Source organism: Streptococcus sp. V728, assembly GCF_052077995.1.
GTDB classification, from domain to species: domain Bacteria; phylum Bacillota; class Bacilli; order Lactobacillales; family Streptococcaceae; genus Streptococcus; species Streptococcus infantis_B.
The window spans coordinates 97,947-114,482 of record NZ_JBQJJH010000004.1 but is presented as its reverse complement, the minus strand read 5'-3'; the positions used below and the strand labels follow the sequence as shown (position 1 = coordinate 114,482).

General features: G+C 41.6%; 16 protein-coding genes. 3 read left to right on the top strand and 13 right to left on the bottom strand.

The genetic code is table 11. The features are described from left to right. Positions 1 to 64: 64 nt before the first annotated feature. The 5 genes from ACTO1Y_RS07220 to ACTO1Y_RS07200 all read right to left on the bottom strand — a co-directional run bounded on the left by ACTO1Y_RS07220 (position 65) and on the right by ACTO1Y_RS07200 (position 6,164). On the bottom strand, positions 65 to 1,192 hold the full coding sequence (locus tag ACTO1Y_RS07220; protein ID WP_006151322.1) for a LysM peptidoglycan-binding domain-containing protein: 1,128 nt from the start codon (positions 1,190 to 1,192) through the stop codon (positions 65 to 67). A 176-nt stretch (positions 1,193 to 1,368) separates the two neighbouring features. Continuing rightward, positions 1,369 to 1,983, bottom strand: a complete 615-nt coding sequence (locus tag ACTO1Y_RS07215) for an HAD family hydrolase (protein ID WP_303943278.1) — start codon at positions 1,981 to 1,983, stop codon at positions 1,369 to 1,371. Between the two features lie 3 nt (positions 1,984 to 1,986). Beyond that, a complete protein-coding gene (locus ACTO1Y_RS07210; protein WP_441348786.1) occupies positions 1,987 to 3,267 on the bottom strand; it encodes an MATE family efflux transporter in 1,281 nt (426 codons plus the stop codon). A 60-nt stretch (positions 3,268 to 3,327) separates the two neighbouring features. Further along, positions 3,328 to 4,812, bottom strand: coding sequence for a threonine synthase (gene thrC, locus ACTO1Y_RS07205; RefSeq protein ID WP_441348785.1), 1,485 nt, complete (start codon positions 4,810 to 4,812; stop codon positions 3,328 to 3,330). Between the two features lie 74 nt (positions 4,813 to 4,886). After that, positions 4,887 to 6,164 carry a gamma-glutamylcysteine synthetase gene (locus tag ACTO1Y_RS07200; protein WP_441348784.1) on the bottom strand — a complete coding sequence of 426 codons (1,278 nt, stop codon included), beginning with the start codon at positions 6,162 to 6,164 and terminating at the stop codon, positions 4,887 to 4,889. A 324-nt stretch (positions 6,165 to 6,488) separates the two neighbouring features. Between ACTO1Y_RS07200 and ACTO1Y_RS07195 the strand changes: the two genes are divergently transcribed. The 3 genes from ACTO1Y_RS07195 to ACTO1Y_RS07185 are packed head-to-tail and all read left to right on the top strand — an operon-like array spanning position 6,489 to position 9,255. Next, positions 6,489 to 7,487: a PTS sugar transporter subunit IIB gene (locus ACTO1Y_RS07195; protein WP_371620852.1), complete on the top strand. Its 999-nt coding sequence runs from the start codon at positions 6,489 to 6,491 to the stop codon at positions 7,485 to 7,487. 29 nt (positions 7,488 to 7,516) lie between these two features. Then, complete coding sequence (locus ACTO1Y_RS07190) at positions 7,517 to 8,329, top strand: PTS mannose/fructose/sorbose transporter subunit IIC (RefSeq protein WP_006151319.1); 813 nt, start codon at positions 7,517 to 7,519, stop codon at positions 8,327 to 8,329. A gap of 14 nt (positions 8,330 to 8,343) precedes the next feature. Then, complete coding sequence (locus ACTO1Y_RS07185; protein WP_006151300.1) at positions 8,344 to 9,255, top strand: PTS system mannose/fructose/sorbose family transporter subunit IID; 912 nt, start codon at positions 8,344 to 8,346, stop codon at positions 9,253 to 9,255. A 64-nt stretch (positions 9,256 to 9,319) separates the two neighbouring features. Here ACTO1Y_RS07185 and pepC read toward each other — a convergent pair whose 3' ends face one another. The 8 genes from pepC to ACTO1Y_RS07145 all read right to left on the bottom strand — a co-directional run bounded on the left by pepC (position 9,320) and on the right by ACTO1Y_RS07145 (position 16,495). Beyond that, positions 9,320 to 10,654: an aminopeptidase C gene (gene pepC / locus ACTO1Y_RS07180; RefSeq protein ID WP_441348783.1), complete on the bottom strand. Its 1,335-nt coding sequence runs from the start codon at positions 10,652 to 10,654 to the stop codon at positions 9,320 to 9,322. A gap of 107 nt (positions 10,655 to 10,761) precedes the next feature. Beyond that, entirely contained in the window at positions 10,762 to 11,484 is a 723-nt protein-coding gene (locus tag ACTO1Y_RS07175) for a pseudouridine synthase (protein WP_441348782.1), read from the bottom strand. A gap of 165 nt (positions 11,485 to 11,649) precedes the next feature. Continuing rightward, positions 11,650 to 12,222 carry a nucleotidyltransferase family protein gene (locus ACTO1Y_RS07170; RefSeq protein WP_441348781.1) on the bottom strand — a complete coding sequence of 191 codons (573 nt, stop codon included), beginning with the start codon at positions 12,220 to 12,222 and terminating at the stop codon, positions 11,650 to 11,652. Then, a complete protein-coding gene (ruvB, locus tag ACTO1Y_RS07165) occupies positions 12,203 to 13,201 on the bottom strand; it encodes a Holliday junction branch migration DNA helicase RuvB (protein ID WP_006153029.1) in 999 nt (332 codons plus the stop codon). Before ruvB ends, ACTO1Y_RS07170 begins: the two co-directional genes overlap by 20 nt. A 180-nt stretch (positions 13,202 to 13,381) precedes the next feature. Beyond that, positions 13,382 to 14,230: an ABC transporter permease gene (locus ACTO1Y_RS07160; protein WP_441348780.1), complete on the bottom strand. Its 849-nt coding sequence runs from the start codon at positions 14,228 to 14,230 to the stop codon at positions 13,382 to 13,384. Beyond that, the gene (locus ACTO1Y_RS07155) at positions 14,230 to 15,093 is read right to left on the bottom strand and encodes an ABC transporter ATP-binding protein (protein WP_441348779.1); all 864 of its coding nucleotides are present in this window, start codon (positions 15,091 to 15,093) and stop codon (positions 14,230 to 14,232) included. Before ACTO1Y_RS07155 ends, ACTO1Y_RS07160 begins: the two co-directional genes overlap by 1 nt. A gap of 275 nt (positions 15,094 to 15,368) precedes the next feature. After that, positions 15,369 to 15,791: a GNAT family N-acetyltransferase gene (locus ACTO1Y_RS07150; protein WP_441348778.1), complete on the bottom strand. Its 423-nt coding sequence runs from the start codon at positions 15,789 to 15,791 to the stop codon at positions 15,369 to 15,371. Positions 15,792 to 15,802: 11 nt separating this feature from the next. Next, the gene (locus ACTO1Y_RS07145; RefSeq protein ID WP_441348777.1) at positions 15,803 to 16,495 is read right to left on the bottom strand and encodes a GNAT family N-acetyltransferase; all 693 of its coding nucleotides are present in this window, start codon (positions 16,493 to 16,495) and stop codon (positions 15,803 to 15,805) included. Positions 16,496 to 16,536 lie beyond the last annotated feature (41 nt).

The window sequence follows — 16,536 nt, the reverse complement described above, 5'->3', positions numbered from 1 at the left end:
ACTTATAAAGTGTGTCATAACAAAAAAAGAAGCGGAAACTCAAGTTCCCAACTTCTCATTATTCTTAGTTCATCGATACGTGTACGTGGTCATAGTGGTTTTCTGTAACGCTTCCACGGTCTGGCATTGGATTCCATGTGTAGGCTGGTCCATATTTGCTATCGAATGGTGCATAGAAACGTTGTTTCCAGATGATGTAGCTGATGCCACGGCTAGCCATATTTTGGATAGCATAATCCGCAATTTGGTCTCCGAGAGCTGAGCTTACTGGAACCATAAAGTCAATGGCAAGACCTTTTCCGTGGTCTCCACTATCACCAGGACGGTAGCCGCTAAATGATGTAATACCAAACAAGTTCGCAACTTCTTCTTTAAAGGCAGCCGTTTGTGGTTGAAGACCTGCATTTTCTGATTTCGTAGCTGCGATACTTGCATAATCAGGTGCTGCTGGTGCTGCATAAGTTGTTGATGCACCTTGGCTTGCTTCAGCTTGGTAAGTTGATGGTGCTGATTGTACTTCTGTTACAGCTTCTGTTGTTGCTTCCGTAGTTGCTTCAGCAACTGTTGTGGTTGTTTCTTCCACTACAGGTGTTTCTGTTACTGGTGCTGCAGCCTCAGTAGTAGCTTCTGTTGTTGCTTCTGCTACAGGCTCTGCTACTGGTGTTGCTACTTCGGTAGTAGCTTCTACAGCTGGTGCTGCAGTTTCTGTTACAGCTTCTTCATTAGCTTGTGAATCTGTTGTTTCTGCTACAACTTCTGTTTCTTCAACTGGTTGAGTTAAATCTTCAACTTTTACAGTTTGGTCATCTACGATTACTTGGTTCTTTTTCAAATCTGCTGTTGCACTTGCTACATCAGAACCTACTTCTTCAGGTGTGTATACCTCAACACCTGTTACTTCTTCTTGTTCATTAACGATTGTAGTCAATACAGTATCTGGGAAAATCAAGTCAATATTCGTAATCTTGTTCAAGTTAGCAAGGACATTTAAGTCAACTCCCAAAGCTTCCGCAATCGTGCTTAAGGTATCTCCATACTTAATTGTATAACTTGTTTTATTCTCACTTTTAGCAACATCGTTTTGAATTTGCTCAACTGTACGTGGTGACCATGCAACTTCCTCTGCTTGAGCTGCCAAGGCAGGGGCAATTGATAAAGCTACCGTTGATGCTAAAATAATTCTTTTCTTCATACTATTCAAACTCCTTCTTCAAATGTAGTACCTGTCTATCATAACATAAAGAAAAAAGAAAAAAAGCCCTTTTGGGGCTATTTAACAGAACTGTACATTCGTTGTAACAAATCACATTACTTGAAATAGTTTGTTAGTTTCTTGTCATCAAGCTGACACATTCTTCCTAAAATACTCTAGAAAGAAAGCGAGCTAATATCTTCTAATTGCTCTATCTGTTGATTACAAGCTGCGGGAGAGGCAAGGAAATTGATACTCTGGATGCCACTGTTTTGAGCAAATTCGATATCCAAGGTTCTGTCGCCTATATAATAGGTGCGATCTGGGTTTAAATGGTATTTATTGATAAGGTAGGTGGCTGCTTCTGGACTTGGTTTGCGGGCAAATCCGCTCTGGCTAGTCAAGATTTCTGTAAAATAAGAATCCAATCCTAGAGCACGTAAAATGGTAAAGGCATTTTCTCCTTTATGAGTATAGACAAATTGCTGAATTCCTCGCTGATCTGCCCAAGCTAGAACCTCACGTGCACCTGACATCAAGACGACTTGGGCATTCTTTTCGGACAAACTCCGAGCTCGAACTTGATTGAGAAGCCCTACATCTAGTCCTCGTTCTTTTGCCACTTGCTCCAATAAATCCTGGACAGAATATTTCAAGATAAAAGCTCGAACTTCTTTCTTGTTATAAGGAAGAGAAAACCGACGATAGGTTTCTTCAATCCCTGCTAAGATGGCTTCATAAGAATCCAACAAGGTTCCATCCAAATCCCAAATAAAAGCTGTTTCTTGCATTTCTTATCCTTTCGATATCATATAAACTTGGTAACGATAACATAGGAAAATCCAACGGAAACTATTATCCAAAAGAGTCCCTGCCCAAATACCAGGCAAGCCCCAACCAAGAACAATTCCCATCAAGTAACCTGTTCCGATACGGATACACCACATCCCGATACTTGTTGCATAAAAGGGAAGGCGGGCATTTCCCAAACCCTGCCAGACAGCTGTATAAATGACTGTCCCCGTCGTCATAGGAGTCCCTAGTAGAGAGAACAGCGTCACTAAAACACTGGCTTTAATAGCCGCAGAATCACTGGTGTAGAGGTAACTTAGTGGTGTTCCGAGAGCATAGATACTAAGCGTCAAGGGCAACATGAGAAAGAGGGATAGCCAAAAAGTTTGCCTACTGAGCTTGTCCACCCTTGCCCAATCATTCTCCCCTACTGCTCGTGCCACCTGCATAACTGTTGCCGTAGCGACACCAAAAGCAGGCATGTAGTTAAATTGAGTCAAGACTTCACCAATCGCGTTTCCCGCGACAGCCTCTGTCCCAAAGGAAACAACTAGGGCAATAATAACCACATCTCCAGCTCGCATCATGAGACGCTCTCCCGCTGCAGGTAAAGCTAAGGTCAGCAAGTCTTTGTCCAGTCCAAACCTTGGCCTCGTATATGGAAGTTTTAATTGTGACCATAAAATCACAACCCCAACCAAACGAGATAGGATGGTTCCCCAGGCTACACCAGCAATGCCCATATCAAGAATAAAGATAACGATACTTGAAAAGACAATATTCAAGGCATTGGATAATAGACTCACATAGAGGGGGAGACGAGGATTATGAGTGGCGCGAATCAAGGCACCTAGACTAGTCATCAATCCCAAGAGAAGAATTGTCCCACCAACTAAAGCTAGGTAAAGTCCACCACTTTCAGCGACCGCTTCTTCCGTCCCCAAAAGACCTATCATCTCTTGTCCTGCAAAGATGGACAAGGCTCCTAAAAATAAACTCAAGAGTAGGGTGATTTTGAGTGCCTCTGTCACATGGTAGGCCAGTCTAGACTGGTCCTTCTGCCCCAAACTTTTGGAAATGACGCTTGAAATCGCAGCTCCTAGAGCTATAAAAATTGCCTGGTAAATGGTGATAATATTGCTCGCTACAGATACACCCGAAATGGCTATCAAACCTAGATGGGCCACCAGATAACTGTCCACCATCCCCATAAGCATCTGCAAGAAATTTTCACCCATGGCTGGCAGAGCAATGTTGAGAATGTCCTTATTTTTCTTAAACAATCCTTCCTCCTGATGAAAAGAAACTCAGTTAGTTGCCCAACCGAGTTTACTTCCTCTGTTTTAAAGTCCTAGATAAGATTCTACTGCAGCCTGCATATCTGCTGCTGCAACAGTTGTCTTGTGACGAACTGGAGCTGTTTCAAGTCCATCCACTGCTGGTGGTACTGCCACTCCTGAAATTTCGTGCAACTGAGCCAAAGCTTCAAAGTCGGTCAAGCCTGATTTCCCTGTTACAGCTTCTACTGCAACTACTGGAAATTTATATGGACTAGCTGTTGAAGCAATCACAGTCTTAGTCGCATCACCTGTCGCTGCTTGGTATTTTTTATAAACAGCTGAGGCAACCGCTGTATGAGGATCCTCAATATAAGAATCTGATTCGTAAACACGCTTGATTTCTGCAGCTGTTTCTGCTTCTGTCGCATATTCTGCTGCAAAGAGGTCAAGGATCTCTGCATCAAAATCTGTCAATTCATACTGACCTTGAGTGTTCAAGGCATTCATAAGTTCAGCGGTCTTTTTAGCATCATTTCCCAAAAGGTGGAAAATCAAACGCTCCAAGTTTGAAGAGACCAAGATATCCATAGACGGGCTAGTAGTTACCTTAAACTCACGCTTCTTGTCGTAGACACGAGTTTTAAAGAAGTCTGTCAAAACATTGTTGTCATTTGAAGCGCAGATCAACTTACCAACTGGCAAACCGATTTGCTTAGCGTAAAAGGCAGCTAGGATATTTCCAAAGTTTCCTGTCGGTACAGTGAAGTTAACCTTGTCACCAGCTTTAATCTCACTAGTTTTTACCAACTGAGCGTAGGCATAAACATAATAAACAATCTGGGGCACCAAACGGCCGATATTCATAGAGTTAGCCGATGAAAATTGCAACTTGTTAGCTGCCAATTTTTCACGAAGAGCCACATCGTTGAACATATGCTTCACGTTGGTTTGAGCATCATCGAAGTTTCCATCAATGGCGATGACATGAGTATTATCACCAGTCTGAGTGGTCATTTGCAATTCTTGCACCTTGCTGACACCGTCTTTTGGATAAAAGACGATAATTTCAGTTCCAGGTACATCCGCAAATCCAGCCATGGCAGCTTTTCCAGTGTCTCCAGATGTTGCTGTCAAGATGACAATCTTGTTTTCCAAGCCATGTTTCTTAGCAGCTGTTGTCATAAAGTATGGCAAGATAGACAAGGCCATGTCTTTAAAGGCAATGGTTGATCCATGGAAGAGTTCCAAGTTGTATTGACCATCAAGTTTGACAAGAGGAGCAATAGCTGGAGTATCAAACTTGCTATCGTAGGCATTGTTGATACAGTAGTCCAACTCTTCTGCTGTAAAGTCATCCAAGAAGGCTGACAAGACAAGTTTGGCCACTTCTTGGTAAGAAGCATCTTTTAATGTGTCAAAATCCAAATCTACCTTTGGATAACTAACCGGAGTAAACAAACCTCCATCTGTTGCCAAACCTTGCAAAATCGCTTGGCTGGCTGTTACGGTATTTTTCGCATCACGCGTTGATTGATAAACTAATGTCATAAATCTCTATCCTTTATCTATAGTCTCATCCATTATAACATGATTTTTCAGAAAATTCTCCCTTTATAAGAAAATTATAGAGTCATTTCTTCTTTTAAAGGCTCTAAATAAGTCATTTCTCTCAGACCTCTACTCTCAAGCCCTTGCTCTGCTATAGCCAGCAAGTCTTTGGAGAACTGGACAACACCAGCTTTTTCCTCATCTGTGAGTTGTTTCTTAGAAAACTGTCGTCTCAAAGACTTGTAGTCACGGCCAAAGTTCTCAAAGAAAGGAGCGGTTTCGAGATAAGTTTCAAGCTTGTCTAGATTTACCAACAAACCTAGATGAAAGGCTGCTGAAGCAAAGGTACGGTCTAGCGGTTGCGTACAAACACTACGGAATTCAATCGTCCCTCGAGTTGTTAAGTCTTGATATTGGTAACTACGGTGCGTCTGGAAATCCTTCTCTTGAGGAACCAGAAGAGTTTCTTTTCCATTTAGAGTATAGGCAGGAATTTCATCAGTAGCTAGGTAATCTCTAGCCCGAATTGGAGAAAAATAGTAGGTTTCCCCATCTCGTTCTGCTGTAAAAATCGCAGAGCGGTCTAGATAATCAAAGAAATCATCCTCATCTTTGAAGAGTTTTGCATTGACACCGACATTCTCTGGATAAATTCCATGCATGGATTCTTCCCAAAAGATATCTCGTGAAATCAGAGTATCCCAATCTGCTCCCGAAAACTCAGAATTGGCAAATAAGTAAGCTTTTGCTGCTTCAATTTGAGTGAAAGCATTAATGACACGTAGGTAGTTAGCAGTCGATACATCCAACTGAACTTGACTCCCACAGATAAAGGCTCCATATTGTGGGAAGTCATGCAAATTAACTCTCTCTTGGCGACTTCCCATATGTAGGTAATCCATCAGCATCTGGTAGCGAGGATAAGCCACCGGTCGATTGTCATTCAGATCCCAGTTTGGATGAATCCCCCACCCCTGGATAGCATGATCCTTTTCGCTTAGCTTTTCCTGAATGACCTTCATATAAGCTTGAAATCGTCCTTCGACCTCTTGGATTTTCTGGGCTCTACCAAAGGCAAACTCCAAGGTCGTATAAGAAACCTCAAACAAAATCCGATCCTGACTCGCAGGTTCTACAAGTTGAATCGGATTCCCGTCCTCGTCCTCTTTCTCAACTTCCAAGCTGAGAGCATCCACTAAAAATCGCATCAAATCCTTGGCGACTTCAATATCTGTGGGTTTCCCTTTCGTGTGTACGATAGGAAACTCCAACTCAATCCCGATGTAGAGTTCTGGATTTTCTTTGATATTTTTTAAATAACGGCTTTTCAATATCCGAATAGAAGGGGACATACATACCTCTCACTCTAAATTCTCTTACTAGAAACATCAATTGCTTTCTATATTATACCAAAAAACTCTATGAGAACTTGACCGAAAAACGACTTTCAACAAATTGTTAATTACTTTGAAGTTTTATACTAATTTTCCCATGCAAGATTTTATGAAATCTCGAAGAGTATCGATATATCAATATCTTCAAAAACAAACTTCCCCCTTACATTCTTAGGATTTATTATAAGTAGTTGATTTTTTGCTGAAAACGGTTTATACTTAAAGAGTCTTAAAGTTTTCTTAAACTACAAGTCAAACATTTTATAAGGAGGAATGACAATAATGAGTATCGGAATCATTATTGCGAGCCACGGTGAATTTGCCGCGGGTATTCATCAGTCAGGATCTATGATCTTTGGTGAACAAGAAAAGGTTCAAGTTGTAACCTTTATGCCAAACGAAGGTCCAGATGATTTATACGCCAAATTCAACAATGCTGTGGCTGCATTTGACGCAGAAGATGAGGTTCTAGTCTTGGCTGACCTTTGGAGTGGTTCTCCATTTAACCAAGCTAGTCGCGTAATGGGAGAAAATCCTGAGCGTAAATTTGCCATCATCACTGGACTTAACTTGCCGATGTTGATCCAAGCCTACACAGAGCGTCTTATGGACGCGAATGCTGGAGTGGATAAAGTCGCTGCGAACATCATTAAAGAAGCTAAAGATGGCATCAAGGCTCTTCCAGAAGAGCTAAACCCAGCTGAGGAAGTTGCAACTGCTGCAACTGCTGCAGCTGCTCCTGTAGCCCAAGCTGCTATCCCAGAAGGAACAGTTATCGGAGACGGTAAATTGAAAATCAATCTTGCTCGTCTTGACACACGTCTTCTTCACGGACAAGTCGCAACTGCTTGGACACCAGATTCAAAAGCAGACCGTATCATCGTTGCTTCAGATAACGTTGCAAACGACGAATTGCGTAAAGAGTTGATCAAACAAGCTGCTCCTAACGGAGTGAAAGCTAACGTTGTTCCAATCAAAAAATTGATTGAGGTTGCAAAAGATCCTCGTTTTGGTAACACACACGCCCTTATCTTGTTTGAAACACCTCAAGACGCCCTTCGTGCTATCGAAGGCGGTGTGCCAATTAAGACTCTTAACGTTGGATCAATGGCTCACTCAACTGGTAAAACAATGATCAACAACGTATTGTCAATGGACAAAGACGACGTTGCTACATTTGAAAAAATGCGTGATCTTGGTGTTGAATTTGACGTACGTAAAGTACCAAACGACACTAAAAAAGATTTGTTTGACTTGATTAGCAAAGCTAACGTTCAATAATTAACATTAAATAGAAAAGGAATAAAACCATGTCAGATATTTCAATCATTTCTGCTATCTTGGTTGTAGTTGTTGCCTTCTTCGCAGGTCTTGAAGGTATCCTCGACCAATTCCAATTCCATCAACCAATCGTAGCATGTACCCTTATCGGTCTTGTAACTGGTAACCTCGAAGCAGGGGTTATGCTTGGTGGATCACTTCAAATGATCGCCCTTGGTTGGGCTAACATCGGAGCTGCCGTAGCTCCTGACGCGGCTCTTGCTTCTGTTGCTGCTGCAATTATCATGATCAAAGGTGGTAACTTTACTACTGAAGGTATCGCAGTCGCAACTGCAACTGCAATCCCTCTTGCCGTAGCTGGACTTTTCTTGACTATGATCGTTCGTACAATCTCAGTTGGTTTGGTTCACACTGCAGATGCTGCTGCTAAAGAAGGAAACATTGCAGCTGTTGAACGCGCTCACTACTTTGCCCTTGCTCTTCAAGGTCTACGTATTGCTATCCCAGCTGCACTCTTGCTTGCAATGCCAACTGAAGCAGTTCAAGGAGTATTGGAACTTATGCCAGAATGGCTTAAAGGTGGTATGGCTGTCGGTGGTGCCATGGTCGTTGCCGTTGGTTACGCTTTGGTTATCAACATGATGGCTACTCGTGAAGTATGGCCATTCTTCGCTATCGGTTTTGCTCTTGCAGCAATCTCTCAATTGACTTTGATTGCCCTTGGTGTCATCGGTGTTGCCCTTGCCTTCATCTACCTCAACCTTTCTAAACAAGGTGGAAACGGTGGCGGAGGAGCTGCAACTTCTAACGATCCAATCGGTGATATCCTAGAAGACTACTAGAAAGGGGAACAATCATGGCTGAAAAAATTCAATTATCAAAATCAGATCGCCAAAAAGTTTGGTGGCGTTCACAATTCCTTCAAGGTTCATGGAACTACGAACGTATGCAAAACTTGGGTTGGGCTTACTCTTTGATCCCAGCTATCAAGAAACTTTACACTAAAAAAGAAGACCAAGCCGCTGCTCTTGAGCGCCACCTTGAGTTCTTCAACACTCACCCATACGTAGCTGCTCCAATCATGGGGGTTACTCTTGCACTTGAAGAAGAACGCGCAAACGGTACTGACATCGATGATGCTGCTATCCAAGGTGTTAAGATTGGTATGATGGGACCTCTTGCTGGTATCGGTGACCCAGTCTTCTGGTTTACAGTACGTCCTATCCTTGGTGCCCTTGGTGCATCACTTGCAGCAACTGGTAATATCGTTGGACCACTTCTCTTCTTCTTTGGATGGAATGCAATCCGTATGTCTTTCCTTTGGTATACACAAGAGTTTGGTTACAAGGCTGGATCTGAAATCACCAAAGACATGTCAGGTGGTATCTTGAAAGACATCACTAAAGGAGCTTCTATCCTTGGTATGTTCATCCTTGCCGTTCTTGTACAACGTTGGGTATCAATCAACTTCACTATCAACCTTCCAGGTAAACAATTGTCAGAAGGTGCTTACATCGTCTTCCCAGAAGGTCCTGTTACAGGTGGAGAATTGAAGGGAATCCTCGGCCAAGCACTTAGCGGTTTGAGTTTGGATAGCGTTCAACCACAAACGCTTCAAGGTCAGTTGAACTCATTGATCCCAGGATTGATGGGACTTCTCCTTACTTTCCTTTGCATGTGGTTGCTTAAGAAAAAAGTATCTCCAATCACAATCATCCTTGCACTCTTTGCAGTTGGTATCGCAGCTCGTTACTTCGGTATCATGTAATCTCGGTGAGAATATACAAACAAAAAAGAATCAGGTTTATCACCTGATTCTTTTTTGTATTCTTTTATTCTGCCAAGGCACCCATTGGATCCCATGGTGCAAGAACGATTGGTTCTGCTTCATAGGCAGCTCGTTCTTCTGCTGTTAGTAATTCTTTACGTACAACAATTTGGTAAGTGTATTCGTCCATCCAAGCATCTGAGGCAACAAAGTAACCATCTGCACCGACCTTGTCTCCCCATGAGTTTTCAACTTTCCACTTGATTGATTTACCATTTTCATCCAAATCAACACCTGTCAAGACCATCGCATGGGTCATCAAGCTTTCACTGTAGTCCAAACGTCCTGCCTTGTCTTGAGTGAGTTGGATATCCATGCTTGATTCAAAATCATAGACATCTGTCGCAAGAATCCCTGCTTTACGGTTGCTGAGTTGGCCGACATCTGAACCAAACCAAACAGTTTCTCCTGTTTGCATTTGAGCAATCGCCAATTCTTTCAAGCGTTCCATCGGTACGTTGATGTAACGAACCGCACGGCTACCAACGACATTTCCCAACATCTCAACTGTATATGATTTACCGTATGGTTTATCAGCAGTCGGAGCATTGATCACAGAAACGTAGTCTTCTAGTGGAAGGTCAACGTATTTCTTGTAAAATTCTTGTGGGGTGATGCCTTTTTCGCTTTGGTAGTTGTTGTCCTTATCGCGATAAGCAAAGTCAAACTGACGTGGTGGGAGACCTAGTGACATGGCAAGGAAGTTAAAGATTTCTTGCAAGAGGTCTTCTTTCTTGGCTTGAACAGTTGCTTGGTCAGCGCCAGAAGCCAAGAGGTCACGCAAGATTTGGGCATCTTGACGAAGCAATTTATTAAGAATGGCATTTAGCTCACGACTATTGCTAGATGAAACAGATTCTGGATAAACAGACTTAGGAACGACACCGTATTTCTCAAAGAGAGAAACAACCATATCCCACTGACCACCATCTTGTTGTGGAGTTTGGAGTAGGAAGCTAACCTTTCGGCTAGTCAATTCTTGATCTGCAGTCGCAATCACTCGCTCCAAGAACCAGTTAGACTTTTCATACTTGTCCCAGAAGAAGGTGTGAGCTTGTGATAATTCAAAGTTTTCAAGTTTGTATTGAGAGATGAGTTTGTGGCGGAAAGTATTGAGGGCCGCAAACATCCAGCAACGACCTGAAGCCTTCTGGTTAGTCACCTTGTCCTTTGTCAAGTCAAGTGAGAAAACAGGTGTGTTATCTACATGACTCTGACGACGCTCAAGGGCTGCAAAAATTCCGTTGTGGCTAGTAGCATTTTCGATAGCTTGGTATTTAACATTTGCTTCATAATTAGCAAATAATTTATCTGTAAATGATTCTTGAATCGCGTTCATAAAATCCTCCTTTTTTCTTACTGTCTATTATAACTCTTTTCACAAATGAAGCAACCAAAAACTGAAAAAGGCAGGGATATTCTCCCTTCCTTTTTCGATTATCCAGTTTATTGAACACTCTCAAGCAAAGCTTCTAGCTCATCCTTGGTTAAACGACGCCATTCTCCACGTTTTAAATCCTTATCCAAGGTCAAAGTTCCCATGGTCAGACGTTGCAAGTCCACCACTTCCTTGCCACAGTAGGCTACCATCCGTTTGATTTGGTGAAATTTTCCTTCTGCGATGCTCACTCGGACCAGACTTTGATTCTTTTCTGCATCCATAGACACAAGCTCCAGCTTGGCAGGTTGGCAGGTAAAGTCCTTGAGCGGAATTCCTTGCGCAAATGTCTCAATGTCTTCATCCGTCATGATTCCATTAACCTGCGCCAGATAGGTCTTATCCACATGTCGTTTAGGCGAAAGAAGAGCATGAGCCAACTGGCCATCATTGGTCAAGAGCAAGAGTCCATGCGTATCGATATCCAAACGTCCTACTGGGAAAACTTCCTTTGAACGAGCTAAGTCATCCAACAAATCCAGTACAGTTTTGTGTTTGGGATCTTCAGTCGCTGAGATAACCCCCTGTGGCTTGTTCATCATATAGTAGACAAACTCTTCATAGTGTAAAACTTGCCCATCAAAGCAAATCTCATCTGCTTCTTCATTAATTTGCAGTTTGGCTGATTTTCCCTTTTTGCCATTGACCGTCACGCGCCCAGCCTTTAGAAAGTTTTTGACATCCGTTCTGCTACCGACAGCACAGGCAACTAAAAATTTATCTAATCTCATAGGGCTATTATATCATGAAAAAGCATAGACTTAGAACAAAAAAAGCCGCCTGATTGGGCGACTTAATTTTTTTATAGGGAGATTATTATGAAAAAGTTTTAGGAGTTTAAGTTAAGTTCTTTTTAACTTATGAGATAAGTATACAACCCCTAACTTAAAGTTTCCTTAAGATATTTTAAATTTGAGATTTTCCCATTTTTCTTGCCAATTTTTCTTAGATAAACGCTTTTGATAGAGCTTCATTCGGTCTTGATTTTCTAAAAAATGAGGAGTTGGACGAACCTGAAAGTTCAAAATATCCTCCAAACCATAAGGCGCAAAGAGCTCTAAAGTTGCGTCAGTATGCAAGCGAAGTCCTACTGCCGTACAACGTTCAGGATATTTACTCATGGCATCACAGGAATTCACATACGGTTCCGTATGGGGACTATGCTGGTGCATATAGACTTGATTTTTCAGCTCCCACTGATACTGGGGAAAGTCCTCTCTCAACTTGTTCTCTATAGCCAACGTTTCTTCATAACTCACATCTGGGTCAAAGAAAATCACATCCACATCCGTTTCACGGTCAAAGGCTGGTTTATCGGACAAAAGATTCCAGATAAAATTTCGGACCGAACCAGCTGCCAACCAGGAATCTTTCAATTCCAGGTCACGGATGATAGTCAGAATAGCCATCATATCAGGATTTTCTCTAAAAGAATCTAAGATTTCAATCTTATTTTTCAATGTATTCATACCCTAAATGTTCATAGGCCTTAGCAGTCGCGACCCGTCCTGAACGAGTTCGCATGATAAAGCCTTTCTGGATTAGGTAAGGTTCATACATATCCTCTACCGTCTCACGCTCTTCAGCGATATTTACCGAAAGTGTTCCTAAACCGACAGGACCGCCACCGTACATTTCAATCATGGTGCGGAGAATTTTCTGGTCTACATAGTCCAAACCTTCATGGTCTACATCCAGCATGGTCAAGGCCTTATCCGTAATCACATCATCAATCAAGCCATCGCCCATAATCTGCGCAAAGTCACGCACACGCTTAAGGAGACGATTGGCAATACGAGGAGTTCCACGGCTACGTAAAGCCAACTCCGAAGCTGCCTCATGGGTAATTTCCATTTCAAAGATATCTGCAGTCCGCTCGACAATCTCTGTCAAGTCAGCATGGGTATAGTATTCCATGTGACCAGTGATCCCAAAACGGGCACGAAGTGGATTTGAAAGCATCCCTGCTCGTGTCGTCGCACCAATCAAGGTAAAAGGAGGCAAGTCTAGATGAACGCTACGGCTAGCTTCCCCTGCCCCAATCATGATGTCGATGTAGAAATCTTCCATGGCACTGTAAAGGACCTCTTCGACTGACATGGGCAAGCGATGAATTTCATCAATAAAGAGAACATCTCCTGGCTCCAAGTCATTCAAAATCGCTACTAAATCACCGGCTTTTTCAATGACAGGTCCAGACGTTTGCTTGAGATTGACTCCCAATTCATTGGCAATGACAAAAGCCATAGTTGTTTTCCCGAGCCCTGGAGGGCCAAACAAAAGAACATGGTCCAGCGCCTCATCACGCATTTTTGCTGCCTCGATAAAGATTTGAAGCTGATCTTTGACCTTGTCTTGTCCGATATATTCACGTAAATATTGGGGACGGAGGGTACGTTCTACCAACTCTTCATCACCCATGATTTCATTATCTAAAATTCTACTCATGTTCCTATTATAGCAAAAATCCAGCCTACAAACAAAAAAGCCACCGAATTTGGTGGCTTCTTTAGGGAGATTATTATGAAAAAGAAAAGTTTAGGATTTCTATTAAATAAAGTTAGGAGGTCTTTACTTAATAAGTACATGATACAGTAGAAGACTTAAAATTAACTTAAGATAAAAAAATTATTTTAATTTTTTCTTGCTAGAAACCTTAACCAAGACTAGCCAAAGCAGAAAAGTTAGGAGGCAGATACTCAACACTATTAAGTATGTTTCTTCCTTTGTTAAAAGGTTCTGCCAATTAAGCCGGATTCCTAATTTTTCTTGAAATTCTTCTAATAAACTACTATTCCCCATAAATGTAGTTTCTAATTGCTCCTTCATTAAGACCTGTCTATAGAGAGAAGCAAGATAGGTAGCCGGTGTGCACTTCATGAGAACTTGAGCGAAGTTAGGAAGAATTCCCATTGGTACATAAGTTCCTACTAAAAATCCTGAAGCTGTACCTACAATTGTAGCCAATTTACCCAGACTATCTACTGACTGGAAATGATAAATCAAGAGTACATTTACCAATGTTGAAAGGAGACTACTTAGCAGCATGATTAAACTTATTTCAAATAGCTTACTCATAGCTGGAATTTCTTGAAAGTAAAGGCTCATAACAATAAACATAAAGGCTTGCATAACAAAGGAAATGATAAGGCTACTAATAAGATAAGACAGTTGCAAACCCCAGCTCCCTAAATCTGTCAAAAAGAGATCCTGATCCACTTGATTTTCACGGTCTTGTACCATCTGGGTCAAAGCTGTAAAACTGGTTGTAATCCCAGTCACAGCCAAGGTTCCACCCATCAGCCAGTTATTTAATAGACTCTTATTATCAGGAAGTTGGGACCAGGCATCCATCAAATTTTTCTGCAAAAAAATGATATAGAGTAGAAAGGAAATCAAAGCTCCCAGTAATGAGAAAAAGACTCCTGAACGATTACGAAAATACAACAAAAAATCACGCTTTAATAAGGCTAACATTAGCGCACCTCTCTTCCTGTAAGGGCTATGAAGGCATCATCCATAGTTCCTGGACGAAATTCAAAGCCAGCAATCTTCTCACGAACTTGGGTCAAATAATCAATAGCTTCCAATTGGCTCTTAGGATAAAGACTATACTCAAACTCATTTTCCTTTTCCACAGGCATATTTTTAGGTAAGAATTTCTCCACCTGCTTGTCTTTAAAACAAATTTTTAAAAGATTGGAAGCGTACTCACTTTTAATCTCAGTAGCAGAACCTTGGGCAATAACCTTTCCATGATCTATAATATAAAGTTGATCTGCCTCATCTGCTTCATCCAGATAATGAGTCGTTAAGATAATAGTCATCCCTTCATCTCTTTGTAGACGATACAATAAATCCCAAATGGATTTGCGAGTCTGAATATCTAGTCCAGTCGTAGGCTCATCTAGAAATAAAATATCGGGATTGGATAGGAGAGCCCGAGCAATGTCAACTCGACGTTTCTGTCCTCCTGATAAAGTTCCATAAAGTTGTTTCTGAAAAGCAGTCAACCCTAGTTGATTGATTAAATCTTCCACACGACCACCTTTAATCCCCTTATACTGCTGGGCTCGAATGGTTAGGTTTTCTTTGACTGTCAACTTTTCATCCAATACACTTGCTTGAAAAACAACTCCAATCCTAGTATTTGGCGCATAGATGATTTGACCATTAGTTGCTCGTTTAAGTCCGATTAACATTGAAATCGTGGTCGATTTCCCAGCCCCGTTAGGTCCTAATATTGCATTAAAACTCCCTTTTTCAAACTCTAAATTTATATTTCTAACTGCTATATGGTCTCCATAGTTCTTAGTGAGGCCTTTTGCTTGTAAAATCATATTTCCTTCCTCCTTTTTACACCTTCAGTTTAACAAAAAGGAAAAAGAAAAAATATACTTTGGAGCCATGTGGTCGAAATGGATGATTATGTGGTCAATTTTATTTTAAAATTTCTACAGGTGAACATAAAAAAAGCCACCGAATTTGGTGGCTTCTTTAGGGAGATTATTATGAAAAAGAAAAGTTTAGGATTTCTATTAAATAAAGTTAGGAGGTCTTTACTTAACAACTATATGTTACAGTAGAAGCCTTAAAGTTAGCTTAAGCGAAAAATTTATTTAAATTTTTTTCGGTCCACCAAAATCATGCCCGCACACTGGAAACTAGATAAGGTTTCAAACCCCAGAGAACGATAGAATCCCAAAGTTTTTTCTGTCTGTTCAGTCGCTAGTTGGATTTGGTAGGCATCCTTATAGTCAGCCAAGGCTTCTTTCATCAAGTTACTACCAATTCCTTGGCGCTGATAGCTAGGCAAAACAATCAAATCCTGGACAAAAACGGATGAAAATCCGTCTCCAACCAAACGCACTAAACCAACGATTTTCTCACCATCACGGGCAAGATAAGTCGCTAGCGAATGAGACAAGGCCTGCTCCAACATCTGTGGCTGATTGGTATAGTTTGTCCAACCAACTGCCTGATAGAGATGTAAAACGTCATCAATTGAAACAGGTCTTTCTTTTGTAATCTTAATCATAGCAAACCTTTCTAGCATTCTCTAAGAGATGTCAACTGATGGCCTTCTTCATCAAAATTCTCAGATTTTAACCACGCTTCCAAGCGAGCTTTGACTTGAGGCCAGTCCTTATCGATCATGGGCAACCAATCCGTATCTCTGGTGCGACCTTTATAGATAACAGCTTGGCGGAAGGTTCCTTCATAGACAAAGCCCAAACGCTCTGCTGCTTTTCTAGATGGAAGATTGAGGGCGTCGCACTTCCACTCATAGCGGCGATAGTTGAGTTCTTCAAAAACATAACGAGCTAGCAAATAGTGGGCCTCTGTTCCCATCCTTGTCTGTTTGAGAGCCGGAGAAAAGGTCACCGCGCCAACTTCAATGGTGCGATTAGCTTGGTCAATACGCATGAGAGAAAAAGTCCCTAGCACCTTTCCAGTCGCTTTATCGATAATCGCATAATAGAAACGATCCTTACGCTCAAGCATCTGCTTCAAAGCTACGATTAATTTTTCGAGATTCTCTACTGGTGGTTGAAAGAGATAGGTCCACATTTCTCGAGGTGATTCTGGGCCATAAACAGCTAACAAATCCTCCGCATGCTTTTCTACTGATAGAGCTTCGATAATCGTATACTGTCCTTCTATCCGTACAAGTGAAGGCAAAACTCCAGGTGTGTCGTCTACAGGTTCACCAATCATCTGACCATATTCATTTACAGGCATAATTTTCTCCTTGTCTCACTCTTATAAGTTTAAAGATGTGA

Excerpts from the sequence above, each read along its gene's own strand:
- ACTO1Y_RS07145 (WP_441348777.1), bottom strand. The coding sequence starts at position 16,495 with ATGCCTGTAAATGAATATGGTCAGATGATTGGTGAACCTGTAGACGAC.
- ACTO1Y_RS07160 (WP_441348780.1), bottom strand. The coding sequence starts at position 14,230 with ATGTTAGCCTTATTAAAGCGTGATTTTTTGTTGTATTTTCGTAATCGT.
- ACTO1Y_RS07170 (WP_441348781.1), bottom strand. The coding sequence starts at position 12,222 with ATGAATACATTGAAAAATAAGATTGAAATCTTAGATTCTTTTAGAGAA.
- ACTO1Y_RS07220 (WP_006151322.1), bottom strand. The coding sequence starts at position 1,192 with ATGAAGAAAAGAATTATTTTAGCATCAACGGTAGCTTTATCAATTGCC.
- ACTO1Y_RS07185 (WP_006151300.1), top strand. The coding sequence starts at position 8,344 with ATGGCTGAAAAAATTCAATTATCAAAATCAGATCGCCAAAAAGTTTGG.
- ACTO1Y_RS07150 (WP_441348778.1), bottom strand. The coding sequence starts at position 15,791 with ATGATTAAGATTACAAAAGAAAGACCTGTTTCAATTGATGACGTTTTA.
- ruvB (WP_006153029.1), bottom strand. The coding sequence starts at position 13,201 with ATGAGTAGAATTTTAGATAATGAAATCATGGGTGATGAAGAGTTGGTA.
- ACTO1Y_RS07215 (WP_303943278.1), bottom strand. The coding sequence starts at position 1,983 with ATGCAAGAAACAGCTTTTATTTGGGATTTGGATGGAACCTTGTTGGAT.
- ACTO1Y_RS07155 (WP_441348779.1), bottom strand. The coding sequence starts at position 15,093 with ATGATTTTACAAGCAAAAGGCCTCACTAAGAACTATGGAGACCATATA.
- ACTO1Y_RS07195 (WP_371620852.1), top strand. The coding sequence starts at position 6,489 with ATGAGTATCGGAATCATTATTGCGAGCCACGGTGAATTTGCCGCGGGT.
- thrC (WP_441348785.1), bottom strand. The coding sequence starts at position 4,812 with ATGACATTAGTTTATCAATCAACGCGTGATGCGAAAAATACCGTAACA.
- ACTO1Y_RS07175 (WP_441348782.1), bottom strand. The coding sequence starts at position 11,484 with ATGAGATTAGATAAATTTTTAGTTGCCTGTGCTGTCGGTAGCAGAACG.
- ACTO1Y_RS07190 (WP_006151319.1), top strand. The coding sequence starts at position 7,517 with ATGTCAGATATTTCAATCATTTCTGCTATCTTGGTTGTAGTTGTTGCC.
- pepC (WP_441348783.1), bottom strand. The coding sequence starts at position 10,654 with ATGAACGCGATTCAAGAATCATTTACAGATAAATTATTTGCTAATTAT.
- ACTO1Y_RS07200 (WP_441348784.1), bottom strand. The coding sequence starts at position 6,164 with ATGTCCCCTTCTATTCGGATATTGAAAAGCCGTTATTTAAAAAATATC.